Annotated in this window: 27 protein-coding genes; 22 read left to right on the top strand and 5 right to left on the bottom strand. The window is 62.7% G+C overall.

The features are described from left to right. The 8 genes from BLS08_RS07370 to hemN all read left to right on the top strand — a co-directional run bounded on the left by BLS08_RS07370 (position 1) and on the right by hemN (position 8,275). Positions 1-189, top strand: coding sequence for a CcoQ/FixQ family Cbb3-type cytochrome c oxidase assembly chaperone (locus BLS08_RS07370; RefSeq protein WP_017677205.1), 189 nt, complete (start codon positions 1-3; stop codon positions 187-189). Beyond that, positions 186-1,181, top strand: coding sequence for a cytochrome-c oxidase, cbb3-type subunit III (gene ccoP, locus BLS08_RS07365; protein ID WP_017677206.1), 996 nt, complete (start codon positions 186-188; stop codon positions 1,179-1,181). Before BLS08_RS07370 ends, ccoP begins: the two co-directional genes overlap by 4 nt. A gap of 161 nt (positions 1,182-1,342) precedes the next feature. Beyond that, positions 1,343-2,755: a cytochrome c oxidase accessory protein CcoG gene (ccoG, locus tag BLS08_RS07360; protein WP_090336326.1), complete on the top strand. Its 1,413-nt coding sequence runs from the start codon at positions 1,343-1,345 to the stop codon at positions 2,753-2,755. Between the two features lie 13 nt (positions 2,756-2,768). Further along, complete coding sequence (locus tag BLS08_RS07355) at positions 2,769-3,287, top strand: FixH family protein (RefSeq protein ID WP_075747208.1); 519 nt, start codon at positions 2,769-2,771, stop codon at positions 3,285-3,287. An 8-nt stretch (positions 3,288-3,295) separates the two neighbouring features. Continuing rightward, positions 3,296-5,704, top strand: coding sequence for a heavy metal translocating P-type ATPase (locus BLS08_RS07350; protein WP_090336325.1), 2,409 nt, complete (start codon positions 3,296-3,298; stop codon positions 5,702-5,704). 74 nt (positions 5,705-5,778) lie between these two features. Continuing rightward, the gene (gene ccoS / locus BLS08_RS07345; RefSeq protein ID WP_017677210.1) at positions 5,779-5,985 is read left to right on the top strand and encodes a cbb3-type cytochrome oxidase assembly protein CcoS; all 207 of its coding nucleotides are present in this window, start codon (positions 5,779-5,781) and stop codon (positions 5,983-5,985) included. Further along, positions 5,978-6,661 carry a sulfite exporter TauE/SafE family protein gene (locus BLS08_RS07340; RefSeq protein ID WP_090336324.1) on the top strand — a complete coding sequence of 228 codons (684 nt, stop codon included), beginning with the start codon at positions 5,978-5,980 and terminating at the stop codon, positions 6,659-6,661. Before ccoS ends, BLS08_RS07340 begins: the two co-directional genes overlap by 8 nt. Positions 6,662-6,892: 231 nt before the next feature. Then, the gene (hemN, locus tag BLS08_RS07335) at positions 6,893-8,275 is read left to right on the top strand and encodes an oxygen-independent coproporphyrinogen III oxidase (RefSeq protein ID WP_090336322.1); all 1,383 of its coding nucleotides are present in this window, start codon (positions 6,893-6,895) and stop codon (positions 8,273-8,275) included. A 34-nt stretch (positions 8,276-8,309) separates the two neighbouring features. On the opposite strand, the gene BLS08_RS07330 is transcribed toward hemN, so the two are convergent. Beyond that, positions 8,310-8,753, bottom strand: a complete 444-nt coding sequence (locus BLS08_RS07330) for a hypothetical protein (protein WP_090336321.1) — start codon at positions 8,751-8,753, stop codon at positions 8,310-8,312. A gap of 150 nt (positions 8,754-8,903) precedes the next feature. Here BLS08_RS07330 and fnr point away from each other — a divergent pair, with 150 nt between their 5' ends. The 7 genes from fnr (at position 8,904) to BLS08_RS07295 (ending at position 15,143) form a co-directional block, all read left to right on the top strand. After that, entirely contained in the window at positions 8,904-9,638 is a 735-nt protein-coding gene (gene fnr / locus BLS08_RS07325; RefSeq protein ID WP_074861268.1) for a fumarate/nitrate reduction transcriptional regulator Fnr, read from the top strand. 41 nt (positions 9,639-9,679) lie between these two features. Then, positions 9,680-10,228, top strand: coding sequence for an adenine phosphoribosyltransferase (locus BLS08_RS07320; RefSeq protein WP_017677215.1), 549 nt, complete (start codon positions 9,680-9,682; stop codon positions 10,226-10,228). Positions 10,229-10,312: 84 nt separating this feature from the next. Then, positions 10,313-11,128, top strand: coding sequence for an ion transporter (locus BLS08_RS07315; protein ID WP_090336333.1), 816 nt, complete (start codon positions 10,313-10,315; stop codon positions 11,126-11,128). Between the two features lie 236 nt (positions 11,129-11,364). Then, positions 11,365-12,201, top strand: a complete 837-nt coding sequence (locus BLS08_RS07310; RefSeq protein WP_017677217.1) for a metal-dependent hydrolase — start codon at positions 11,365-11,367, stop codon at positions 12,199-12,201. Positions 12,202-12,257: 56 nt separating this feature from the next. Further along, a complete protein-coding gene (locus BLS08_RS07305; protein WP_055985503.1) occupies positions 12,258-13,811 on the top strand; it encodes a flavin-containing monooxygenase in 1,554 nt (517 codons plus the stop codon). Next, positions 13,808-14,695 (top strand): SDR family NAD(P)-dependent oxidoreductase, encoded by an 888-nt coding sequence (locus BLS08_RS07300; protein ID WP_055985500.1) that lies wholly within the window; start codon positions 13,808-13,810, stop codon positions 14,693-14,695. Before BLS08_RS07305 ends, BLS08_RS07300 begins: the two co-directional genes overlap by 4 nt. A 199-nt stretch (positions 14,696-14,894) precedes the next feature. Further along, entirely contained in the window at positions 14,895-15,143 is a 249-nt protein-coding gene (locus BLS08_RS07295) for a hypothetical protein (protein WP_055985497.1), read from the top strand. A gap of 76 nt (positions 15,144-15,219) precedes the next feature. Here the strand turns inward: BLS08_RS07295 and BLS08_RS07290 are convergent, their stop codons facing one another. From BLS08_RS07290 to BLS08_RS07280, 3 genes are all read right to left on the bottom strand, one after another. Continuing rightward, complete coding sequence (locus BLS08_RS07290; protein WP_003243834.1) at positions 15,220-15,435, bottom strand: DUF3820 family protein; 216 nt, start codon at positions 15,433-15,435, stop codon at positions 15,220-15,222. Positions 15,436-15,503: 68 nt separating this feature from the next. Next, positions 15,504-16,097: a 2-hydroxychromene-2-carboxylate isomerase gene (locus tag BLS08_RS07285; RefSeq protein ID WP_055985493.1), complete on the bottom strand. Its 594-nt coding sequence runs from the start codon at positions 16,095-16,097 to the stop codon at positions 15,504-15,506. A 43-nt stretch (positions 16,098-16,140) separates the two neighbouring features. Then, complete coding sequence (locus BLS08_RS07280; RefSeq protein ID WP_055985490.1) at positions 16,141-16,872, bottom strand: SDR family oxidoreductase; 732 nt, start codon at positions 16,870-16,872, stop codon at positions 16,141-16,143. An 89-nt stretch (positions 16,873-16,961) separates the two neighbouring features. On the opposite strand from BLS08_RS07280, the gene BLS08_RS07275 reads away from it, so the two are divergent. The 7 genes from BLS08_RS07275 to BLS08_RS07245 all read left to right on the top strand — a co-directional run bounded on the left by BLS08_RS07275 (position 16,962) and on the right by BLS08_RS07245 (position 21,246). Then, the gene (locus tag BLS08_RS07275) at positions 16,962-17,528 is read left to right on the top strand and encodes a TetR/AcrR family transcriptional regulator (protein WP_055985487.1); all 567 of its coding nucleotides are present in this window, start codon (positions 16,962-16,964) and stop codon (positions 17,526-17,528) included. 48 nt (positions 17,529-17,576) lie between these two features. Continuing rightward, positions 17,577-18,227: a YceH family protein gene (locus tag BLS08_RS07270; RefSeq protein ID WP_055985485.1), complete on the top strand. Its 651-nt coding sequence runs from the start codon at positions 17,577-17,579 to the stop codon at positions 18,225-18,227. A gap of 17 nt (positions 18,228-18,244) precedes the next feature. Beyond that, positions 18,245-18,562 carry an I78 family peptidase inhibitor gene (locus BLS08_RS07265; RefSeq protein ID WP_045733160.1) on the top strand — a complete coding sequence of 106 codons (318 nt, stop codon included), beginning with the start codon at positions 18,245-18,247 and terminating at the stop codon, positions 18,560-18,562. A gap of 71 nt (positions 18,563-18,633) precedes the next feature. Continuing rightward, a complete protein-coding gene (locus BLS08_RS07260) occupies positions 18,634-19,086 on the top strand; it encodes a MarR family winged helix-turn-helix transcriptional regulator (RefSeq protein WP_055985482.1) in 453 nt (150 codons plus the stop codon). 361 nt (positions 19,087-19,447) lie between these two features. Continuing rightward, positions 19,448-19,873, top strand: coding sequence for an organic hydroperoxide resistance protein (locus BLS08_RS07255; protein ID WP_017675130.1), 426 nt, complete (start codon positions 19,448-19,450; stop codon positions 19,871-19,873). Positions 19,874-19,932: 59 nt separating this feature from the next. Then, complete coding sequence (locus tag BLS08_RS07250; protein ID WP_090336319.1) at positions 19,933-20,193, top strand: DUF2790 domain-containing protein; 261 nt, start codon at positions 19,933-19,935, stop codon at positions 20,191-20,193. Between the two features lie 36 nt (positions 20,194-20,229). Further along, positions 20,230-21,246, top strand: coding sequence for an alpha/beta hydrolase (locus tag BLS08_RS07245; RefSeq protein ID WP_055985068.1), 1,017 nt, complete (start codon positions 20,230-20,232; stop codon positions 21,244-21,246). 87 nt (positions 21,247-21,333) lie between these two features. Here BLS08_RS07245 and BLS08_RS07240 read toward each other — a convergent pair whose 3' ends face one another. Then, positions 21,334-22,713: an aspartate aminotransferase family protein gene (locus BLS08_RS07240; protein ID WP_090336318.1), complete on the bottom strand. Its 1,380-nt coding sequence runs from the start codon at positions 22,711-22,713 to the stop codon at positions 21,334-21,336. Positions 22,714-22,726 lie beyond the last annotated feature (13 nt).

Below are 22,726 nucleotides of genomic sequence, written 5' to 3'. Positions count from 1 at the left end.
ATGGACATCGGGATGATTCGCGGCATCGGTACGGCGGTGGTCTTCATCGCCTTCATCGGCGTGGTGCTCTGGGCCTACAGCAGCAAACGCAAGTCGAGCTTCGACGAAGCAGCCAACCTGCCCTTCGCCGACGATCCCAAGCCCGAGTCCAAGCGCGATCAAGACTCTTCCAGGAGCAATAACCAATGACCACGTTCTGGAGTTGGTACGTAACCATTCTGTCTCTGGGCACCATCTTCGCCCTGACCTGGCTGATCTTCGGCACCCGCAAGGGCCAGCGCCAGGAAACCACCGAAGAAACCGTCGGCCACAGCTTCGACGGCATCGAGGAGTATGACAACCCGCTGCCGAAGTGGTGGTTCATGCTGTTCGTCGCCACCATCATCTTCGCCCTCGGCTACCTCGCCCTGTACCCAGGCCTGGGTAACTTCAAGGGCCTGCTGCCTGGCTACGATTACGTCGACAGCGAAAAAGAAACGCCTTTCGCTACTGGTGTGCAGATCGCTGACGGCTCCATGCGTCACTCCGGCTGGACTGGTGTGCACCAGTGGGAAAAGGAAATGGCGCGCGCCGATGAGCAATACGGCCCGCTGTTCGCCAAGTACGCCGCCATGCCGATCGAGGAAGTCGCGCAGGACCCGCAAGCCCTGAAAATGGGTGGCCGCCTGTTCGCCTCCAACTGCTCGGTGTGCCACGGTTCCGATGCCAAGGGTAGCTACGGCTTCCCCAACCTGACCGACACCGAATGGCGCTGGGGCGGCGAGCCGGAAACCATCAAGACCACCATCCTCAAGGGTCGCCAGGGTGCGATGCCGGCTCAAGGCCCGGCCATCGGCGAAGACGGCGTGCGCAACGTTGCCGCCTACGTCCTCACCGAGCTGGCCGGTCGTGAGCTGCCGGAAGGCGTGGAAGCCGATATCGAAGCGGGCCAGAAGGTCTTCGCCGGTACCTGCTTCGCCTGCCATGGTGCAGACGGCAAGGGTACCGCCGCCATGGGCGCGCCGAACCTGACCAACCCGGCAGCGTTCATCTATGGCAGCAGCTACGCACAACTGCAGCAGAGCATCCGCTACGGTCGTCACGGCAACATGCCGGCCCAGGAAGAATTCCTCGGCAATGACAAGGTGCACCTGCTGGCTGCCTACGTGTACAGCCTGTCGCACAAGGCACAAGAGCAGTAATCGCAGCACGACTCTGTTGACAAGGGTCAATGAACGCCCGGGTCGCGACCGCTGGTCGCACCCGGGCGTTGTCTTTCAGGCGTACCATATAGCTACCGTGAATTGACCCTGACCGGCATGTATCGGCCCGGGCTGCCAACCAACCGCTTTGGTATGCATTGATGAGCGAACAGATTCCCGTCCAGGACGTCACCCCTCCTCCTGCCAAGAATGCCAGCGTCGATCTCTACGCCAGCCGCGAGAAGATCTATACCCGCGCGTTCACTGGCCTGTTTCGTAATCTGCGACTCGCTGGCGGCGCCCTGCTCTTCCTGCTGTTCTTCGGCACCGTGTGGCTGAACTGGGAAGGTCGCCAGGCAGTGTGGTGGAATCTGCCGGAGCGCAAGTTCCACATCTTCGGCGCCACTTACTGGCCGCAGGACTTCATGCTGCTGTCCTGGCTGCTGATCATCTGCGCCTTCGGCCTGTTCTTCATCACCGTGTTCGCCGGTCGCGTCTGGTGCGGCTACACCTGCCCGCAGAGCGTGTTCACCTGGGTGTTCATGTGGGCCGAGAAGGTCACCGAAGGTGACCGCAACCAGCGCATGAAGCTGGACAAGCAGCCCATGAGCGGCGCGAAACTCGGGCGCAAGGCGGCCAAGCACGGTATCTGGGTTGGCGTCTCGCTGCTCACAGCGATCACCTTCGTTGGCTATTTCACGCCGATTCGCGAACTGGTGATCGAGATCCTCACCGGCCAGGCCAGTGGCTGGGCCTATTTCTGGACCGGCTTCTTCACCCTCGCCACCTACGGCAACGCTGGCTACCTGCGCGAGCAGGTGTGCATCTACATGTGCCCCTATGCGCGCTTCCAGAGCGTGATGTTCGACCAGGACACCCTGATCGTCTCCTACGACCCGCGCCGTGGCGAATCACGCGGCCCGCGCAAGAAGGACGCCGATTACAAGGCGCAGGGCCTCGGCGACTGCATCGATTGCAAGATGTGCGTGCAGGTCTGCCCGACCGGTATCGATATTCGCGATGGTCTTCAGATCGAGTGCATCGGCTGCGCCGCCTGCATCGACGCCTGCGACGACATCATGGACAAGATGAACTATCCCAAGGGGCTGATCAGCTACACCACTGAACACAACCTGTCCGGGCGCAAGACCCACCTGCTGCGCCCGCGCCTGATCGGGTACGCTGTCGCGCTGGTCGCCATGATCGGCCTGTTCGCCTGGGCCGTGGCCAATCGCCCGCTGGTGGAGCTGGATGTACTCAAGGACCGCGTGCTGTTCCGTGAGAACGAGCGCGGCCATATCGAGAACGTCTACACCCTGAAGATCATGAACAAGGCGCAGCGCGACATGACCTACGTGATCACTGCCGACGGCCTCGACGGCCTGGTCTACGAAGGCAAGCGCGAAGTGCGAGCCCTGGCTGGCGAGGTGTATTCCTTCCCGGTCGAGCTGTCCATCGCACCGGAGAAGCTGCCGTCGAGCGCCAACAACATCGTCTTCCACGTACAATCCGCGGATGACCCCAGCATCAAGAACGACGCCGACAGCCGCTTCATCGGCCCAAGCCTCCACTAACAACGGAAAACGCATGACCGAGCAAACCCCATCGCCAGTCAAACCCTGGTACAAGCAGTTCTGGCCCTGGTTCATCCTGTTCCTGCTGGGCTACTCGGTAGTGCAGGGCCTGACCCTGCTGACCATCGCCACGAAGAATCCGCCAGGGCTGATCTCCGACGACTATTACGATGTCGGCAAGGGCATCAACCAGTCGCTGGAGCGCGAAAAATTGGCCGAGCGCCTGCAACTGCATGGCAAGCTGGTGCTGGACAACACCACCGGCGTCGCCACCCTGTCGCTGGAGGGCAACAGCAGACCGCAGCAGATCGTGCTCAACCTGATCTCGCCGACCCAGCCGGAGCGTGACCGCCGCGTGATCCTGCAGCCGGCGGCTGACGGTCAGTACCGTGGGCAGATGATCGATGAAGTCAGCGGTCGCCGCTTCGTCGAGTTGCTCGGCCAGGAAGGCAGCCAGAACTGGCGTCTGTTCGAGGAAGAGAACATCAGCGGCGGCCAGACCATCATGATCGGTGACAACCCCTCCTACTGACCCATCCGATGCCCACCCCCACTCCCTGCTATCACTGTGGCCTGCCGGTGCCCGCCGGCAGCCAGTTCCGTGCCGACGTGCTCGGCCAGACCCGCGAAATGTGCTGCCCCGGCTGTCAGGCCGTGGCCGAAGCCATCGTTGCCGGTGGCCTGGAGCATTACTACAGCCATCGCAGCGAGAACGCGGCCAACCCGCAGGCACTGCCCGCCGCCCTGCCGGATGAACTGGCGCTGTATGACCGTAGCGATGTGCAGCAGCCCTTCGTCCAGCACGAAGGCGAACTGAGCGAAACCCAATTGCTGATCGAAGGCATCAGTTGCGCGGCCTGCGGCTGGCTGATCGAGAAGCACCTGCGCGGCGTGCCGGGCGTGGCCGAAGCGCACCTGAACCTGTCCAACCATCGCCTGCAGGTGCGCTGGCAGGACAGCCAGATCGCCCTGAGCAAGCTGCTCGCCGAACTGCGCCGCATCGGTTACGCCGCCCACCCCTGGCGCGCCGACGAGGCGGCAGAGCGCATGGCTGCGGAGAATCGCCGGCGCATGCGCGAGCTGGGCGTGGCCGGGTTGTTGTGGATGCAGGTGATGATGGCGACCATGGCCACCTGGCCGGAATTCAACATCGACCTGTCGCCGGAGCTGGACAAGATCCTGCGCTGGACCAGCCTGTTCCTCACCACGCCTATCGTCTTCTACTGCTGCGGGCAGTTCTTCCGCGGTGCTCTGCGCGACCTGCGTACCCGCCATCTGACCATGGATGTCTCGGTCTCGCTGGCCATCGGCGGTGCCTACGTGGCCGGCATCTGGTCGACCATCACCGGCCAGGGCGAACTGTATTTCGACGCCGTGGGCATGTTCGCGCTGTTCCTGCTCGCCGGACGCTATCTGGAGCGCCGTGCACGAGAACGCACAGCCGCCGCTACGGCGCAGTTGGTCAAGCTGCTGCCGGCCTCCTGTCTGCGCCTGAGCGCCGACGGCCAGAGCCAGCGCATCCTGCTCAGCGAACTGCGTGAAGGCGAGCAGGTGCTGGTGCAACCCGGCTCGCTGATTCCCGCCGACGGGCGCATCCTCGCCGGCCAATCCAGTGTCGACGAATCGCTGCTCACCGGCGAGTACCTGCCGCTGCCACGCGGCATCGGCGACAGCGTTACCGCTGGCACGCTGAACGTCGAAGGCCCATTGACCGTCGAAGTGCAGGCGCTGGGCGATGCCACGCGCCTGTCGGCCATCGTGCGTTTGCTGGAACGCGCGCAGAGCGAAAAACCACGCCTGGCGGAAATCGCCGACCGCGTCTCGCAATGGTTCCTGCTGTTCATCCTGGTAGCGGCCGCCGTGGTCGGCTTCGCCTGGTGGGAGATCGACTCCAGCCGCGCTTTCTGGGTCGTGCTCGCCCTGCTCGTGGCCACCTGCCCTTGCGCACTGGCCCTGGCCACCCCAACAGCGCTGACCACCGCCACCGGCACCCTGCATAAACTGGGCATGCTACTGACCCGCGGCCATGTGCTCGAAGGCCTGAACCAGATCGACACCCTGGTGCTGGACAAGACCGGTACGCTGACCGAAGGCCGCCTGACGCTCAAGGCCATCCATCCGCTGCGCGATCTCGACCAGGGCGATTGCCTGGCGCTGGCCGCCGCACTGGAAAACCGTTCGGAACACCCCATCGCCCGTGCGTTCAGCCAAGCACCTCGCGCAGCGCAGTCTGTCGACAGCCATCCCGGGCAAGGCCTGCAGGGCCTGGTCGATGGCCGCCTGCTGCGCATCGGCGAGGCCAGCTTCGTTTGCGCCCTGAGCGGCCAGGCCGTACCAGCGATTGCCAGCGAGCACGGCCAATGGCTGCTGCTGGGCGACGAACAGGGGCCACTGGCCTGGTTCGTCCTCGACGACCGCCTGCGTGAAGACGCGCCGGACCTGATCGCCGCCGCCCGCAGCCGTGGCTGGCATATCCATCTGCTGTCTGGCGACAGCTCGCCGATGGTGGCCGAAGTAGCCCGTCAACTGGGCATCGAAGATGCCCGTGGCGGCCTGACTCCGGATGCCAAACTGGTGGTACTCAAACAGCTGCACAGCGAAGGCCGCCGCGTGCTGATGCTTGGCGATGGCGTCAACGACGTACCGGTGCTGGCGGCTGCCGATATCAGCGTGGCCATGGGCTCGGCCTCCGACCTGGCGAAAACCAGCGCCGACGCCGTGTTGCTGTCGAACCGCCTGAGCAGCCTGGTCGATGGCCTGAAGCTGGCCAAGCGCACGCGCCGTATCATCATCGAGAACCTGGCCTGGGCGACGCTGTACAATGGCCTGGTACTGCCCTTCGCCGCCCTGGGCTGGATCACGCCGATCTGGGCGGCCGTGGGCATGTCGCTCAGCTCGCTGTTGGTGGTGCTCAACGCCCTGCGCCTGAGCCACACCCCAAACATGTAGGAGCGAGCTCTGCTCGCGAACCGCTTCTTCGCTCGCGATGCTCGCTCCTCCCCAGACGCCTCCATGGAGACCGCATGTCCGCCCTCTACATCCTGATCCCCGTCGCCATCGGCCTGGTCGGTTTCGCCATCTGGCTGTTCTTCTGGGCGGTGGACAGCGGTCAGTACGACGATCTCGACGGCCCGGCGCACAGCATTCTGTTCGACGACGAAGATCCACTGCACAAGGCTGGTGTCGAGCAGGCCGAGGACCACAACAAGCCGGGCAAACCTGATGCTTGAGCTGGCACCGCTGCTGGTGTCGGCGCTGATTCTCGGCCTGCTTGGTGGCGGCCATTGCCTCGGCATGTGCGGCGGCCTGATGGGCGCGCTGACTCTGGCGATTCCCCCCGAGCAACGCGGCAGGCGTCTACAGCTGCTGCTGGCTTACAACCTCGGGCGCATTCTCAGCTACAGCCTTGCAGGCTTGCTCCTGGGACTGGCCGGCTGGGCCATTGCCGGCAGCAAAGCCGAAGTGGCGATGCGCACAATGGCTGCCTTGCTGCTGATTGCCATGGGTCTTTATCTGGCCGGCTGGTGGAGCGGGCTGACACGCATCGAAGCGCTGGGTCGCGGCCTGTGGCGGCATATCCAGCCGCTGACCCGGCGCTTTATGCCGGTCACAAGCGTCCCGAAGGCAGTGGTGCTAGGTGGTCTCTGGGGCTGGCTGCCGTGCGGGCTGGTCTACAGCACCCTGCTGTGGGCCTCCAGCCAGGGAAATGCAGTCAACAGTGCCCTGCTGATGCTGGCGTTCGGCCTGGGCACCTGGCCGGTGCTGCTGGCCACCGGGCTGGCAGCAGAACGCATCACCACCCAGCTACGCAAGCGCGGCGTGCGCATGGCTGGCGGCCTGCTGGTCATCCTGTTCGGCATCTGGACCCTGCCCGGCCCACACCAGCACTGGCTGATGGGGCATTAGAGCGGCTTCAGGCTAGCGTAGCCCGGATGCAATCCGGGGAAACCTGCCACAAGCCCCGGATTGCATACGGGCTACGTCACTATCGCTCCAGTGAAGCTTTTTTCGCTCTCGCCTGCAGCCTGAGGCCTGTGATCTGTGGCCGCCCCTCTTGTAGCCCCGTTGATTCAGGTCAAGGCCACCCCCTACGTGCATCCCTAGACTGGCCACACAGCCTGTCCAGGATTATTCCCCATGCTCAAAGCCATCCAGTGGGACGCCGACCTGATCCGCCGCTACGATCTCGCCGGCCCGCGCTACACCTCCTACCCGACTGCCGTGCAGTTTCACGACGATATCGGCCCGTTCGACCTGCTGCACGCTCTGCGCGACAGCCGCAAGGCCGGACGCCCGTTGTCGCTGTACGTGCACGTGCCGTTCTGCGCGCACATCTGCTACTACTGCGCCTGCAATAAAGTCATCACCAAGGATCGTGGCCGCGCCTTGCCTTATCTGGAAAAGCTCGAGCGGGAAATCGAGATCATCAGCCGCTACATCGATCGCAACCAGCCAATCGAGCAACTGCATTTCGGTGGCGGCACGCCAACCTTCCTCAGCCATGACGAGCTGCGCCGCCTGATGCAGCACCTGCGCCAGCACTTCAACCTGCTGGCTGACGACTCCGGCGATTACAGCATCGAGATCGACCCACGTGAGGCCGACTGGTCGACCATGGGCCTGCTGCGCGAACTGGGCTTCAACCGTGTCAGCCTGGGCGTGCAGGATCTCGATCCCGAGGTGCAACGCGCGGTCAACCGCCTGCAAACCCTGGAGGAAACCCGCGCCATCGTCGAGGCAGCGCGCACCCTGCAGTTTCGCTCGGTAAACATCGACCTGATCTACGGCCTGCCCAAGCAAACGCCTGAGCGCTTCGCCCGCACCGTGGCCGAAATCATCGCCCTGCAGCCGGATCGTCTGTCGCTGTTCAACTACGCGCACCTGCCCGAGCGCTTCATGCCGCAACGGCGCATCAGCGCCGATGACCTGCCCAGCCCGGCGGACAAGCTGGCCATGCTGCAGGCCAGCATCGAGCAGCTGACCCGCGCCGGCTATCGCTACATCGGCATGGATCACTTCGCCCTGCCCGACGATGAACTGGCCATCGCTCAGGAAGAAGGCACGCTGCAACGCAACTTCCAGGGCTACACCACCCACGGCCACTGCGACCTGATCGGCCTGGGCGTATCCGCCATCAGCCAGATCGGCGACCTGTACAGCCAGAACGACAGCGATATCACCAGTTACCAGCAGACCCTGGGCAACGGCCAACTGGCAACTCGTCGAGGCCTGCATTGCAATGCCGACGACCGCCTGCGTCGCGCCGTGATTCAGCAACTGATCTGCCATTTCCAACTGCGCTTCGCCGACATCGAGCAAACGCATGGCGTGGTGTTCCGTGATTATTTCTGCGCCCTGTGGCCGGAGCTGGAGCAACTCGCGGCTGACGGCCTGATCAGCCTCGACGCTCAGGGTATTGAAGTGCGTCCGGCCGGGCGCCTACTGGTGCGTTCGCTGTGCATGCTGTTCGATCGTTATCTCAACGATCAGGTGCGCCAGCGCTTCTCGCGGGTGATCTGAGCCGGGCAAGCGCCCGCTCCGTTACGGGCGCTTCTCAACTCATCGCCAGCAGGCTCGCAGCCTGCATCTGCTCGCTGGAAAGGCCATTGTCACGCATCCACTTGATCAGCTGGGCGTTGGCCGAAGTCAGCGCACTGTTGAGCGAGGCCAGCTCGGTCTGCAGCCCTTCCAACTGCTGACGCTTGCCCTCGGCGTCAAGCCTCTGGTCGCTCATGACGGCCTCGATCTGCGCCTGCTTCTCGACGATCTGCGCACGCAACTCGCGGATCATCTTGAGCAGATCCCTGATCGCCTGAGGCAGGTCGCTATCGTCGATATCTTGATGCTTCTCAGACCTGGTCGACATGCCCTTGCCCAGCTCGGACAGGCTCACGCGCAATCCTTCGCGACTCTCCTGCGCAGTTCGTTCAGCCGTGCTGAACTGTCGTTGAACACCCTGAGCCAGATTGTTCAGTGAACCCAGCGAAGCGATGCGCATTACCCTGCTCCCTGCCTTGATCTATCATGTCAGGGTCACATCGGCAGACCGGGATCAAACTTGGGCAAGCAGTCAGGCTTGCATAGCTGGTCGCAAACCCGCCCCTGCTGTACCCTAAGCGCCATTGCGTATCTATAAGGAGGTTGAACGATGTCCGAGAGCATCAAGCTGCACAAGCAGCATCAAGCCCATTGCAAGGATTGCAGCCTGGCCAGCCTGTGCCTGCCGCTCTCGCTGAACATGGAAGACATGGACGCCCTCGACGACATCGTCAAGCGTGGTCGGCCGCTGAAAAAAGGCGAATTCCTGTTCCGTCAGGGTGACTCCTTCGGCTCCGTATTCGCCGTACGCTCCGGTGCGCTGAAGACCTTCAGCCTGAGCGATGGCGGTGAGGAGCAGATAACCGGCTTCCACCTGCCCAGCGAGCTGGTCGGCCTGTCAGGGGTCGACGGCGAGCGCTACCCGGTATCGGCACAGGCGCTGGAAACCACCTCGGCCTGCGAGATTCCCTTCGAGCGCCTCGACGACCTGGCCCTGCAACTGCCGCAGCTGCGCCGCCAACTGATGCGCATCATGAGCCGTGAGATCCGCGACGATCAGCAGATGATGCTGTTGCTGTCGAAGAAGACCGCGGACGAACGTATCGCCACCTTCCTGGTCAACCTCTCCGCCCGCTTCCGCGCCCGTGGTTTCTCGGCCAACCAGTTCCGCCTGGCCATGTCGCGTAACGAAATTGGTAACTATTTGGGCCTTGCGGTGGAGACGGTGTCTCGCGTATTTACCCGCTTCCAACAGAACAAGCTGCTCGAAGCCGAAGGCAAGGAAGTGCACATTCTCGACCCGATCGAACTGTGTGCTCTGGCCGGCGGCAATCTCGACGTTTGAGTTCGCACGATTTCGCGGGCTCAACGCATTAGGACCCCACGATGATCTTTGACGAATTCAGCATCAAGACCCTGATCCGCCCGGTACCGGACTTCCCCAAGCCGGGCGTCATCTTTCGCGACATCACCCCGCTGTTCCAGTCGCCGCGCGCCCTGCGCATGGTCGCCGACAGCTTCATCCAGCGTTACGTGGAGGCCGAATTCAGTCACATCGGCGCCATGGACGCACGCGGTTTCCTGATCGGCTCGATCATCGCCTACGAATTGAACAAGCCCCTGGTGCTGTTTCGCAAGCAGGGCAAACTGCCGGCTGACGTGCTCAGCGAGGGCTACCAGACCGAATATGGCGAAGCCTTCCTCGAAGTGCACAGCGACAGTCTCTGCGAAGGCGATTCGGTGCTGATCTTCGATGACCTGATCGCTACCGGCGGCACCCTGATCGCCGCAGCCAACCTGGTGCGGCGCATGCGTGCAACGGTCTTCGAGGCCGCTGCGATCATCGACCTGCCTGAGCTGGGCGGCTCACAGAAACTGCAGGACGCCGGCATCCCCACCTTCACACTGACGGCCTTCGCCCTCGACGATCACTGAGCCAAAGCCCCTGCCAACCCGCAAGTGGGTTGATGATTCAGCCGGGCAATGCCCGGCATCACCGATTACCTTGGCCAGACTCCCATGCACGAACTCGAACTGAATCCATCCAGTGACTGGCGTCAGCGCCTGGGCGCGCTGATGGACGGCGCCATCATGCAGCGCCTGATCACCCTGCTGATCATCATCAATGCAGTCATTCTCGGCATACAGACGTCACCGTCGATCATGACCGACTGGGGCACGCCGCTGCTGATCCTCGATACCTTCATCCTCGCCTGCTTCGTCATCGAGCTGGTGCTGCGCTTCACCGCCCGCGGCATCAGCCTGCTGCGCGATCCCTGGGCCGTATTCGATTGCCTGGTGGTCGGCATCGCCCTGATACCAGCCAGTGGCCCCTTCGCCGTGCTGCGTGCCTTGCGTGTGCTGCGGGTATTGCGGCTGGTGTCGATCAACCCAAGCATGCGCAAGGTGGTGCAGGCGCTGCTCGCTTCTCTGCCTGGCATGGGCAGCATCGTCATGCTGATGGGGTTGGTGTTCTATGTCGCCGCGGTGATGGCCACCCAGCTGTTCGGCCAGAGCTTCCCCGAGTGGTTCGGTAATATCGGCGCCAGTCTGTACACCCTGTTCCAGGTGATGACCCTGGAAAGCTGGTCGATGGGCATCGTGCGCCCGGTGATGGAAGAGCATCCACTGGCCTGGCTGTTCTTCGTGCCCTATATCCTCGTCGCGACATTCATGATGCTCAACCTGTTCATCGCCGTTATCGTCAACGCGATGCAGAGTACCCACGAGCCCAATGCCGAGGAGCAGGCCGCAGCAACTCGCGAACAGGCAATTCTCGACGAGTTGCGCGCACTGCGCAGCGAAGTGGCCGAGCTGCGCCGTAACGCGCCGTAAACCCCGCCGTCAGCGCAATCCGCCGCGTCTAGCGCGGCGGGTTGCGTACCCTCTTTCCTGATATCTGCCCATCAGACCCGCCTTAAGTTGGCGGCGCTCAGCGCCCGCACGCCCGATAGTTACATCGTTCAATGACACAGTTGGTCTGTCGAGATTAGCCATCTGCGACCCCGAGTGCTGCCAGCCAGAGCCGCACGACAATCGGGAGTACCAACGCCCAGAAGAGGACTCGAACGATGAGCGCCAGTACCACCCTACCCCAGCCGAAACCCAGCTTTCCGGTGCGTCGCATGGACTTCAGTTTCAGCGAGACACCGAAGTACTGGTTCTACGACGACCCGTTCATGAGCCATTTCATGAACAACCTGTCGTCGCTGTTCCCCTACGGCGAGAAGTTCTTCGTCGACAGCGTGCGCGCCGTACGCGATCAGGTCAGCGAGCCGCAGCTGAAAAAAGACATCAGCGCCTTCATCGGTCAGGAGGCCATGCACTCCAAAGAGCATGCGGCCTACAACGACTATGCCAATGAGCACGGTATCGACCTGGAGCGCCTCGAGCTGCGCATCAAGGTACTGCTCGAATGGACGACCCGCTTCAGCACCAAGAAGCAACGCCTGGCAGCCACCTGCGCCCTGGAACACTTCACCGCGACCATGGCCGAGCAGTTGCTCAAGCGTGAAGATCTCACCACACAGATGAACGACCCGAGGCTCTATCAACTGTGGATGTGGCACGCCATCGAGGAAAACGAGCACAAGGCCGTGTGCTACGACGTCTATCAGAAGGTCTACGGCGGTTACTTCACCCGCACGCTGGTGATGATGCTGACCACCCTGATGTTCCTCGGCGTGATCGGCTGGTTCCAGATTCACCTGCTGCGAAAAGACGGTCAACTGTTCAACTGGCGTAGCTGGGGCTTCGGCCTGAAGAAGCTGTTCGGCCCGCGTAATGGCTTCTTCACCAGGCTGCTCGGCCCCTATCTGGACTACTACCGCCCCGGCTTCCACCCCAAGGATCACGACACCGACAAGCTGGAAAATCGCTGGCGCGAGCGCCTCGGTTTCAGCAGCTGAGGCCTCTTGGTGTACGGATTTAGACACCAACAAGAACGACAAGCAGGAGTTCGGTCATGAATGCGCCCGTGTCACCCCCTATCGCTGGCCGCCATTGCAAGATCGCCATCCTCGGCAGCGGCTTTTCCGGCCTCGGCATGGCCATTCGCCTCAAGCAACAGGGCGAGCAGGACTTCCTGCTGTTCGAAAAGGAAGCCGGCGTCGGCGGCACCTGGCGGGTGAACAACTACCCGGGCTGCGGCTGCGACGTGCAATCGCATCTGTATTCCTTCTCCTTCGAGCCGAACCCGAACTGGACGCGGATGTTCGCCAGGCAGCCGGAAATCAAGGCCTATCTGCAAGGTTGCTGGGAGAAGTATCGGCTGCAGGACAAGACCCTGCTGGACACAGAAGTGGTGCAGATGCGCTGGGACGAGCACGCCGAGCTATGGCATCTGCAGGACCGCGCCGGCAACCAGTACAGCGCGCAATTCGTGGTCTCCGGCATGGGCGCCCTGTCGACACCCTCGATTCCCAAGCTCAAGGGCCTGGAGCACTTCACCGGCGAGGTGTTCCACTCGCAGCAGTGGAATCACGACTATGAGCTGAGCGGCAAACGCGTGGCGGTGATCGGCACCGGCGCCTCGGCCATCCAGTTCGTACCGCAGATTCAGCGGCAGGTGGCTCGCCTCGATCTCTACCAGCGCACCGCGCCGTGGATCATGCCCAAGCCTGATCGCGCCATTCGCGACGGCGAACGCCAGCGTTTCAAGCGCTTTCCGCTGGCACAGAAGCTCTGGCGCGGCGCGCTGTACGGCATCCTCGAAAGCCGGGTGGTCGCCTTCGCCTTCGCCCCGCGCCTGCTGCGCATGGCCCAGGGCATCGCCAAACTGTATATCAAGAAGCAGATCAAGGACCCGCTGCTGCGCGCCAAGGTCACCCCGGACTACACCATGGGCTGCAAGCGCGTGCTGATCTCCAATGACTACTATCCGGCGCTGACCCAGGCAAACGTCGAGGTGATCACCGACGGTATCGCCGAAATCCTGCCGGGCGCCGTGCGCACCGCCGACGGCCAGGAGCGCAAAGTCGATGCCATCATCTTCGGCACCGGCTTCACCCCCAGCGACCCGCTGCCGCGCGGCACCGTGTTCGGCCGCGGCGGCATCGATCTGCTCGACACCTGGCCCGAAGGCCCAGAAGCCTACAAGGGCACCATGACCGCGGGCTTCCCCAATCTGTTCTTCCTCATGGGGCCGAACACCGGCCTGGGCCACAACTCCATGGTCTATATGATCGAGTCGCAGATCACCTACGTGCTCGGTGCCCTCAAGCAGCTCGAAGAAGGCCGACTGCAGAGTCTGGAGCCCAAGCGTGAGGTGCAAGACGCCTTCAATCGCAAGATCCAGGGCACCCTCGGCAGCACCGTATGGAATGCCGGCGGCTGCATGAGCTGGTACCTGCACCCGGTCAGTGGGCGCAACTGCACGGTATGGCCCGGTTTCACCTGGCGCTTTCGCATGCTGACGCGCAACTTCGATCCGCATGCCTATCACTTCAGTCGCCAGCACGCCGCTCATCCGGCGCAGAGCAATGCCATCAGCCTCGACGCGCAGGAGGTCAGCGCATGAAATCCTTCGAGAACAAGGTTGCCGCCATCACCGGCGCTGGCTCCGGTATCGGCCGCGCCCTCGCCTACCACCTGGCCCGCCAGGGCTGCCACCTGGCGCTGTCCGACGTCAACGTCGAGGGCCTCAAGGAAACCGTCGAGCAGGCCCGCAAGCTCGGCGTCACCGTCAGCGGACAACGCGTCGACGTTGCTGATCGCTTCGCCGTCGAGGCCTGGGCCGAGCAGATCGTCAGCGAGTTCGGCCGGGTCAACGCCATCTTCAACAATGCCGGCGTGGCCCAGGGCGGCACCGTGGAGGGCAACGATTACGCCGACTACGAATGGATCATGAACATCAACTTCTGGGGTGTGGTCAACGGCACCAAGGCCTTCCTGCCCTACCTCAAGGCGGCCGGCCAGGGCCATGTAGTCAATGTGTCCAGCGTGTTCGGCCTGTTCTCCCAGCCCGGAATGAGCGCCTACAACGCCAGCAAGTTCGCCGTGCGCGGCTTTACCGAGTCGCTGCGCCAGGAGCTGGATATGGCCGCCTGCGGGGTTTCCGCCAGCTGCGTGCATCCCGGCGGCATCCGCACCAACATCGCCAAGACCGCGCGGATGAACGATAGCCTGGCCAAGGTCACCGGCCAGGAAGCCGAACAGGCGCGCCAGCAGTTCAATGACCAGCTGCTGCGCACCACGCCGGAACAGGCGGCGAAGGTCATCGTAAATGGAGTGCTGGCCAACAAGCGGCGCATTCTTATCGGCGCCGATGCCCATGCTCTGGACTGGATGCAGCGCAGCATGCCGGCGCTGTATCAGCGCCTGGTGACCGTCTCGATGCGCCTGGCGGCGCGCTTTGCGCCGAAAACGAGGAGCGTGAACAAGGTGAGTGAGGCGACCGAGTAGAGGCTCGTCAGCAGCAGACACCGGGCCGGCCATTGCCGGCTCTGTGCGTTTGTCGGGCAACGCTCGCAGCCGCGACATCTGGACTAAGGTAGGAGAACAGACGCATCACTCATCCACGCGGCGCCGCTACCGGCTCCCGGCTGGAACCTCGGTGTGGCGTCGACGCCGAGGGCGGCGCCTTGATCCACGAGGTGGCCTCATGAGCGCGCTTACCTGCACCCACCGCGACCACACCATCCGCGCCAGCGTCATGGAACACCCCGGCCTGCCGACACCCTGGGCCGGCGGTTGCCAGATTACCGATCCCCACGGCAACACCAGCAAACGCCAGACCTTGCCGGTGGATTACGCCTTCATGGATGACCTGAACAAGGCCCAGCACGCGTCCATCGCCCATGGCAAATGGCTGGTGGATCAGAAGCTGGATCACGGCCGCAATTGGCACTGAGGGCAACTCAGACGTAGGGTCGTAGCCCGCATGAAATCCGGGAGAGATCGGAAATTGTCCCCGGATTGCATCCGGGCTACGAACGGTCGCGCAACGGATCGAGCAACGGTTTGAGGCCGTTGTGGTCGATCTCCTGCATCAGCGCGAGCAGTTGACCCAGCTCGCCCTTGGGAAAACCCGTGCGGGCGAACCAGTTGAGGTAGTGGCCCGGCAGATCGGCGATCAGTCGATCCTTGTACTTGCCGTAAGGCATACGGCGGGTCACCAGGAGCTTCAGCGCTTCGGGGTTCATCGGTTACTCGAATGGCCGGAAAATGATCCGGCCATTGTGCCAGGCATCAGACCCTGGACGAAAAGCACCTAGCCGCGAAGTGCTTCGCGAACGAAATCCAGGCGATCCTGGCCGAAGAACATCTCGCCGCCAACAAAGCAGGTCGGCGCGCCAAATACGCCGCGTTTGACCGCCTCCTCGGTAGTCGCCTTGAGCGCGTCCTTCACTACCGGTTCAGCGATCTGCACCTGCAGGGCGGCTGCATCGAAACCAGCGGCAACCAGCACGCCTGCCACCTTGGCCGGATCCCCCATATTCACCCCGTCGACCCAGATCGCCCGGAATAGCGCCTGCAAGGCATCGTCGAAACGCTCCGGCTGATGCAGTTGAACGGCCACCAGCAAGCGCATCAGCGTCAGGGTATTGATCGGAAAATGCGGGTTGAAGCGCATCGGTACGCCATAGCGCTCGGCAAAGCGTGCCAGGTCGCGCAGCATGTAGCGCCCCTTGGCCGGAATCATTGCCGGCGAGGCGTTGCCGGTGGCCTGGAACACTGCGCCCAGCAGCATCGGCCGATACACCAATTCAGCGCCGGCGTCGCGACACAGATCAGGCAACTGGGTATGGGCCAGGTAGGACGCCGGGCTGCCCAGGTCGAAGAAGAATTCCACCGTCTTGCTCATCAGCTTCACTCGCTCGTTATTGTGATTATGGGTTCAGCGCAGGTTACCAGCGCTCGATCCACGGGCGCAGATCCAGCTCGAAGGTCCAGGCATCGCGCGGCTGAGCGTGCAGGAACCAGTAGCTGTCGGCGATATGCTCGGGATCGAGAATGCCATCCTGATCCTTCTTGGCGTATAGCTCGGGAAAGCTGTCGCGGATAAAGGCGGTATCGATGGCACCGTCCACCACCACATGGGCGACATGAATATTCAGCGGTCCCAGTTCACGCGCCATGCTCTGCGCCAGCGCGCGGATGCCGTGCTTGGCCCCGGCGAAAGCGGCAAATCCGGCGGCGCCACGCAGGCCGGCCGTAGCACCGGTGAACAGGATGGTGCCGCGTCCGCGGGTGACCATGCGCCTGGCCACCGCCTGGCTGGTGAGAAAGCCGGAGAAGCAGGCCATTTCCCAGATCTTGAAGTACTTGCGTGCGGTTTCATCGAGGATGCTGCAGGGCACGTTGGCGCCGATATTGAACACCATCACCTCGATCGGCCCGATGTCACGCTCGATGCTTTCGACCAGTTCAGCCACCTGCTCCTCACGTCGCGCATCGGAAGCAAAGCCATGGGCTTCGCCGCCCTCGCTACGGATTTCTTCCAGCAGCGGTTGCAGTTTATCGAGGCTGCGCCGGGTGACGCAGGCGACATACCCCTCGCGAGCAAAACGCCGAGCAATGGCGCCGCCGGTGGCATCACCCGCGCCGATGATCAAAGCGACTTTCTTGTTCTCGTTCATGGCTTCCTCCATTAACTAACGATCGTTAGCTGAACGAACGTTATGCTACTATCTCGGGCAGGTCAACCCAGCATAGAACGGAGTCATCCATGCGTTATTCCGCCGAACACAAGGCCGAAACCCGCGAGCGCCTGCTCGCCAGCAGCGGCGCGATTGCCAAGCAGCAAGGTTTTGCCGTGACCGGCGTGGACGCGCTGATGAAAACCATAGGTCTGACCGGCGCAGCCTTCTACAGCCATTTCCCGAGCAAGGACGATTTGTTCGCTGAACTGATCGAACGCGAGCTGCGTAACAGCCTGAGCCGGCTTGGCGGCGAAGCGGGTGACGCTGGGCGCGACAAGCTGCAACGCTGCCTGGCGGCCTATCTCAGCCTGGCGCATGTCGAGCAACCGGATAAAGGTTGCGTGCTGCCTGCCCTGGGCGCGGAGATCGCCCGTGCCGATGAACGCGTGCGGCTGCGTACCGAGCAGCAGATCCTGCAGTTGCAGAACACCTGGGCCGAGATCATCGGCGACGCGCAACTGGCCTGGACGATTCTCGCGCAATGCCTGGGCAGCCTGCTGCTGGCGCGCATGATGGCCAGCCAGGAATCGCGCCAGCAGGTGCTCGGCGCCAGCCTGGACATGCTCGAACACACATTGAAGCCTGTCAGCTGAGCGCGGATGCCGTTAACCTAGGCGCGTTCTTCCTGCCAGGATCGATCCATGTCGCACACCCCATCCCCGCTGGTTGGTGAAACCCCGCTGCACGCCGTCGAGGTGCGCATCCTCGGCTGCCTGATCGAAAAGCAGCTGACCACGCCGGAAACCTACCCGCTGACGCTCAATGCCGTGCAACTGGCCTGTAACCAGAAGACCAGCCGCGAACCGCTGATGAACCTGGAAACCGGTGAAGTCGGGCGCTATCTGCGCAGCCTCGAAGGTCGCAAGCTGGTACATCTGGTGATGGGCAGCCGTGCCGACCGCTGGGAACAGCGTTGCGACAAGCAGTTGGAGTTGGTCAAGCCGCAGACGGTATTGCTCGGTCTGCTGCTGTTGCGTGGCCCGCAGACGCTCAATGAGCTGCTCACGCGCAGCAATCGCATGCACGATTTCGACGATGTCGCCGAGGTCCAGCATCAGTTGGAACGTCTGATCGGTCGCGGTCTGGCGCTTCTGCTACCACGCCAGAGTGGTCAGCGCGAGGATCGCTACATGCATCTGCTGGGCGAATCTGCAGATATGGAAAGCTTGCTGGCCAGCCGCCCTGCTGCTCGTGGGGAGGCTGCGGCACCTAACGAAGATCGACTGGTCGAACTGGAAACGCGCATCGCCGCCCTCGAAGAACGTCTGGCGCGCCTGGAAGGCGCGCAATAACCCAAGGAGCTCATGCATTGAATTTCAAAACTCGTCTCTGCCTCATCCTGGGCGCCACCCTGCTTGCAGCCGGCTGCAGCAGCACCGCCGAGAAACCGACCTCCGCTGCCGCACCGAGTGGCCCGACGCCGGACAGCTGCACCTCGTCCGCCGTCGAGCACTTCAAAGGCAAGACCGCAACGCCCGAACTGCTCGAGCAGGCACGCCAGCAAGCCGGGGCCAGCACGGCTCGCATACTCACACCCGACAGCGTGGTGACCTTGGAATACAATGGTCAACGCCTTAACCTCAACGTTGATGATCAGCGAGTGATCACCCGCGTATCCTGCGGCTGATGCCATCTGGGTGCGGATTACCTCCGCACCGCTTGCCGACAACACCAACCACATTTGCACAGGCCAATGCCATGACCTCCCAAGTGGAACCCTGCGCCGAGCTGATGCTGGATAACCAGCTGTGCTTCGCCCTCTATTCCACCTCGCTGATGATGACCAAGACCTACAAGCCCCTGCTGCAGGCGCTCGGTCTCACCTATCCGCAATATCTGGCCATGCTGGTGCTGTGGGAAAACGAGGGCATCACCGTCAGTGAGATCAGCGCACGCATGCTGACCGATCCGGGCTCGTTGACGCCTCTGCTCAAGCGCCTGGAGAGCGAAGGCCTGCTGCAGCGCCAGCGCAGCAGCCAGGATGAACGTGTGGTACAGCTGTACCTGACCGACAAGGGTCGCGCCCTGCACGAACAGGCCAAAGCATTGCCTGCCTGCATCCTCAAGGCTTCTGCGTTGAACATGGCGCAACTGGGCAAGCTGCGTGATGACCTGATAGAACTGCGCGGCCATCTGCAAGACGCCCTCTGATCCCAGGCGGTGCCGGCCATCGCCTGCTTCCGCTGCCCCGTAGAACCCCCTAGCCGGGCAAAGTCTCGTGCGCGCCGTATTCAGCGGCCTCATCGTCCATCTCCACGCATCACGGGCTTCTCCTGAGCCTCTATTCGGTCTGATTCTGCCAAATCACCTACGGCATCTACTGCAAAGCATGGCTACCCCCCCCCTGTCGTGCCTGCTTATTCCTGAAAATCAAAAATCTATAACCAAATCTTCCATACAATTGTCTTGTGCACTAATATTTTGCGCAATATAGTTCGCTCCATGGAAACGGTTAGCGCACAAAAGATTAGCAAGCCAATCCATCACTACCCCACCGACAAGGATCAATGCCATGACTATCGAAAACGTTCTCTACCGTGCAACCGCTGAAGCCTTTGGTGGCCGTGAAGGCCGCGCTGTCTCCTCCGACGGCATCCTCGACATCGCCCTGTCCACCCCGAAAGAACTGGGTGGCGCCGGCGGTAACGGCACCAACCCGGAGCAGCTGTTCGCCGCCGGTTATTCCGCCTGCTTCCTCGGTGCCCTGAAATTCGTCGCCGCCCGCGACAAGCTGAGCATCCCGGCTGACACCTTCATCGAAGGCACCGTCGGCATCGGCGCCATCCCCACCGGCTTCGGTATCGAGGTGGAACTGCGCATCAGCCTGCCCGGCCTGACCCCGGAAGCCGCACAAACCCTGGTGGATCGCGCGCACATCGTTTGCCCGTACTCCAACGCCACCCGCGGCAACATCGACGTCACCTTGACCATCGTCTGACAGTTAGCAGCCAGCGCTCGCGGCCACAGCCCGAGCGCGGCTCCAAGAGGAGAACCGCCATGAAAACCCGCACCCTGCTCGCCACCGCCCTGACTGCCCTCGCGTTCAGCGCGTCGCTCACCACCCTCGCCCACAGCGCCGAGGCCACGCCCTACCGCTACGGCCAGAACCTGGATATCGCCAAGGTGATTTCCATCGACGTGCCTAACAGCTCGCAGTGCGAAGTGGTCACGGCAACGATGACCTACCGCAACAGCGCGGGTGACGTGGAAGTTCTCGACTACGAACAACTCTCCAGCGTTTGCACCAACCAGAACTGACAACCAGCCACCCAACTGATCGACAGGAGTTTGACCATGAAATTTTCTCGCACTCTGACTGCCGGGCTGCTTGCCCTGGCCATCAACAGCAGCTTCGCCGCAGGCAGCCCCGGCGTGGAGCGCAACACCCAGGGCTTTCTCGATGCCCTGGCAGCCGGTGGTGGTCAGCCGCTGGAAACCCTCTCGCCGAAAGACGCCCGCGCCGTACTGGTAGGTGCTCAGGCCAGCGTCAAGGTGGACCTGTCCGGCATTATCGTGGACACCAAGGTGATCCAGGTTAATGGCCAGTCGCTCACCCTCAAGGTGGTACGTCCTGAAGGCGCTCGCGGCATTCTGCCGGGCTTCATGTTCTTCCACGGCGGTGGCTGGGTACTGGGTGATTATCCGACCCACGAACGCCTGATCCGCGACCTGGTAGTAGGTTCCGGCGCCGCCGCGATCTATGTCGACTACACGCCATCACCCGAAGCCAAATACCCGACCGCGATCAACCAGGCCTATGCCGCCACGAAGTGGGTGGCTGACAACGGCAGCCAGATCGGTGTCGACGGCTCGCGCCTGGCAGTGGCCGGTAACAGCGTCGGCGGCAACATGGCCGCCGTGGTGGCCATCAAGGCCAAGGAAGCCGGGACGCCGAAACTGCGCGCCCAGGTGCTGCTGTGGCCGGTGACCGACGCCAACTTCAACAATGGCTCCTACAACCAGTTCGCCGAAGGCCACTTCCTGACCCGCGGCATGATGGAATGGTTCTGGGACAACTACACCACCGACCCGAAGCAGCGTAACGAGATCCATGCATCACCCCTGCGCGCCAGCCTGGAACAGCTCAAAGGCCTGCCGCCAGCACTGGTGCAGACCGCCGAGATGGACGTGCTGCGCGACGAAGGCGAAGCCTACGCTCGCCGCCTGAACGCCGCCGGCGTACCGGTGACCGCCGTGCGCTACAACGGCATGATCCACGACTACGGCCTGCTCAATGTGGTGTCCGAAGTCCCGGCGGTACGCTCCGCCATGGATCAGGCAGCACAGACGTTGAAAAACAGCCTCAAGTAAGCGGCTGAAAAACGAAACCCCGCCACCGTCACCGGTCGCGGGGTTTTCATTTGCCTGGCCGGTGCGCGCTACGCGCACCTTCTTGAATTACGCCAGACCGCGAACCTGCTCCCAGGTCAGATCCAGACACTTGCGCGCTTTCTCCACCAGCTCATCCACTTCCGCCTGGTTGATTACCAGAGGCGGCGCGATGATCATGGTGTCGCCCACCGCGCGCATGATCAGGCCGTTGTTGAAGCAGTGGCCACGGCACACCATACCCACGCCCACATCACCGGAGAAGCGCTTGCGCGTGGCCTTGTCCTGTACCAGCTCGATGGCACCGAGCATACCGACGCCACGCACTTCGCCCACCAGCGGATGATCCGCCAGTTCACGCAGGCGCTTTTGCAGGTAAGGCGCGGTGTCTGCCTTCACCCGCTGGACGATGCCTTCTTCCCGGAGCAGGCGCAGGTTCTCCAGCCCCACCGCTGCCGCCACCGGATGCCCGGAATAGGTGAAGCCGTGGTTGAAGTCGCCATGCGCCTCGATCACCTCGAATACCTTGTCGCTGACGATCAGCCCGCCCATCGGCACGTAGCCGCTGGTAAGGCCCTTGGCGATGGTCATCAGGTCCGGCTTGAGGTCGTAGTACTGGCTGCCGAACCACTCGCCGGTACGGCCGAAACCGCAGATCACCTCGTCGGCCACGAACAGAATGTCGTACTTGGCCAGGATCTCCTTGATCCGCGGCCAGTAGGTCTCGGGCGGGATGATCACGCCGCCGGCGCCCTGGATCGGCTCGGCGATAAAGGCGGCAACGTTTTCTTCGCCCAGCTCGAGAATCTTCTTCTCCAGCTGATCGGCTGCCCAGATGCCGAATTCCTCCGGCGACTGGTCGCCGCCCTCGCCGAACCAGTAGGGCTGCGGGATATGGGCGATGCCCGGAATCGGCAGATCGCCCTGCTCGTGCATGAACTTCATGCCGCCGAGGCTGGCGCCGGCCACGGTGGAACCGTGATAACCGTTGTCGCGGCCGATGATGATCTTCTTCGCAGGCTGCCCCTTGCACGCCCAGTAGTGGCGTACCAGGCGCAGCATGGTGTCGTTGCCCTCCGAGCCCGACCCGGTGAAGAACACATGGTTCATGCCGGCCGGCGCCAGCTGGGAGATGGCATGGGCCAGCTCCAGCACCGGTGGATGGGCGGTCTGGAAGAAGGTGTTGTAGAACGGCAACTGGCGCATCTGCGTAGCGGCAGCTTCGACCAGCTCCTCGCGACCATAGCCGACCGCCACGCACCAAAGACCGGCCATGCCATCGAGGATCTTGTTGCCCTCGCTGTCCCACAGGTGCACGCCTTTTGCCTCGGTGATGATGCGCGGGCCCTTCTCGGCCAGCTGCTTGTAATCACTGAATGGTGCCAGGTGGTGAGCCTGGCTCAGGGCCTGCCAGTGTGTGGTCTTGGGGTTGTTTACGGCGTTGTTCATGGCGCCTCCTTCT

Source organism: Ectopseudomonas chengduensis (genome assembly GCF_900102635.1).
GTDB lineage: Bacteria > Pseudomonadota > Gammaproteobacteria > Pseudomonadales > Pseudomonadaceae > Aquipseudomonas > Aquipseudomonas chengduensis.
The sequence above is the reverse complement of the archived record's forward strand: the minus strand, read 5'-3'. Positions and strand labels throughout refer to the sequence as shown.

Coding starts and splice junctions, on each gene's coding strand:
- BLS08_RS07370 (WP_017677205.1), top strand. CDS start 1: ATGGACATCGGGATGATTCGCGGCATCGGTACGGCGGTGGTCTTCATC.
- BLS08_RS07305 (WP_055985503.1), top strand. CDS start 12,258: ATGAATGCGCCCGTGTCACCCCCTATCGCTGGCCGCCATTGCAAGATC.
- BLS08_RS07285 (WP_055985493.1), bottom strand. CDS start 16,097: ATGAGCAAGACGGTGGAATTCTTCTTCGACCTGGGCAGCCCGGCGTCC.
- BLS08_RS07330 (WP_090336321.1), bottom strand. CDS start 8,753: ATGCGCATCGCTTCGCTGGGTTCACTGAACAATCTGGCTCAGGGTGTT.
- BLS08_RS07245 (WP_055985068.1), top strand. CDS start 20,230: ATGAAATTTTCTCGCACTCTGACTGCCGGGCTGCTTGCCCTGGCCATC.
- BLS08_RS07315 (WP_090336333.1), top strand. CDS start 10,313: ATGCACGAACTCGAACTGAATCCATCCAGTGACTGGCGTCAGCGCCTG.
- ccoP (WP_017677206.1), top strand. CDS start 186: ATGACCACGTTCTGGAGTTGGTACGTAACCATTCTGTCTCTGGGCACC.
- BLS08_RS07275 (WP_055985487.1), top strand. CDS start 16,962: ATGCGTTATTCCGCCGAACACAAGGCCGAAACCCGCGAGCGCCTGCTC.
- BLS08_RS07280 (WP_055985490.1), bottom strand. CDS start 16,872: ATGAACGAGAACAAGAAAGTCGCTTTGATCATCGGCGCGGGTGATGCC.
- BLS08_RS07350 (WP_090336325.1), top strand. CDS start 3,296: ATGCCCACCCCCACTCCCTGCTATCACTGTGGCCTGCCGGTGCCCGCC.
- BLS08_RS07240 (WP_090336318.1), bottom strand. CDS start 22,713: ATGAACAACGCCGTAAACAACCCCAAGACCACACACTGGCAGGCCCTG.
- hemN (WP_090336322.1), top strand. CDS start 6,893: ATGCTCAAAGCCATCCAGTGGGACGCCGACCTGATCCGCCGCTACGAT.
- ccoS (WP_017677210.1), top strand. CDS start 5,779: ATGTCCGCCCTCTACATCCTGATCCCCGTCGCCATCGGCCTGGTCGGT.
- BLS08_RS07310 (WP_017677217.1), top strand. CDS start 11,365: ATGAGCGCCAGTACCACCCTACCCCAGCCGAAACCCAGCTTTCCGGTG.
- BLS08_RS07320 (WP_017677215.1), top strand. CDS start 9,680: ATGATCTTTGACGAATTCAGCATCAAGACCCTGATCCGCCCGGTACCG.
- BLS08_RS07295 (WP_055985497.1), top strand. CDS start 14,895: ATGAGCGCGCTTACCTGCACCCACCGCGACCACACCATCCGCGCCAGC.
- BLS08_RS07300 (WP_055985500.1), top strand. CDS start 13,808: ATGAAATCCTTCGAGAACAAGGTTGCCGCCATCACCGGCGCTGGCTCC.
- BLS08_RS07340 (WP_090336324.1), top strand. CDS start 5,978: ATGCTTGAGCTGGCACCGCTGCTGGTGTCGGCGCTGATTCTCGGCCTG.
- BLS08_RS07260 (WP_055985482.1), top strand. CDS start 18,634: ATGACCTCCCAAGTGGAACCCTGCGCCGAGCTGATGCTGGATAACCAG.
- BLS08_RS07290 (WP_003243834.1), bottom strand. CDS start 15,435: ATGAACCCCGAAGCGCTGAAGCTCCTGGTGACCCGCCGTATGCCTTAC.
- fnr (WP_074861268.1), top strand. CDS start 8,904: ATGTCCGAGAGCATCAAGCTGCACAAGCAGCATCAAGCCCATTGCAAG.
- BLS08_RS07255 (WP_017675130.1), top strand. CDS start 19,448: ATGACTATCGAAAACGTTCTCTACCGTGCAACCGCTGAAGCCTTTGGT.
- ccoG (WP_090336326.1), top strand. CDS start 1,343: ATGAGCGAACAGATTCCCGTCCAGGACGTCACCCCTCCTCCTGCCAAG.
- BLS08_RS07250 (WP_090336319.1), top strand. CDS start 19,933: ATGAAAACCCGCACCCTGCTCGCCACCGCCCTGACTGCCCTCGCGTTC.
- BLS08_RS07270 (WP_055985485.1), top strand. CDS start 17,577: ATGTCGCACACCCCATCCCCGCTGGTTGGTGAAACCCCGCTGCACGCC.
- BLS08_RS07355 (WP_075747208.1), top strand. CDS start 2,769: ATGACCGAGCAAACCCCATCGCCAGTCAAACCCTGGTACAAGCAGTTC.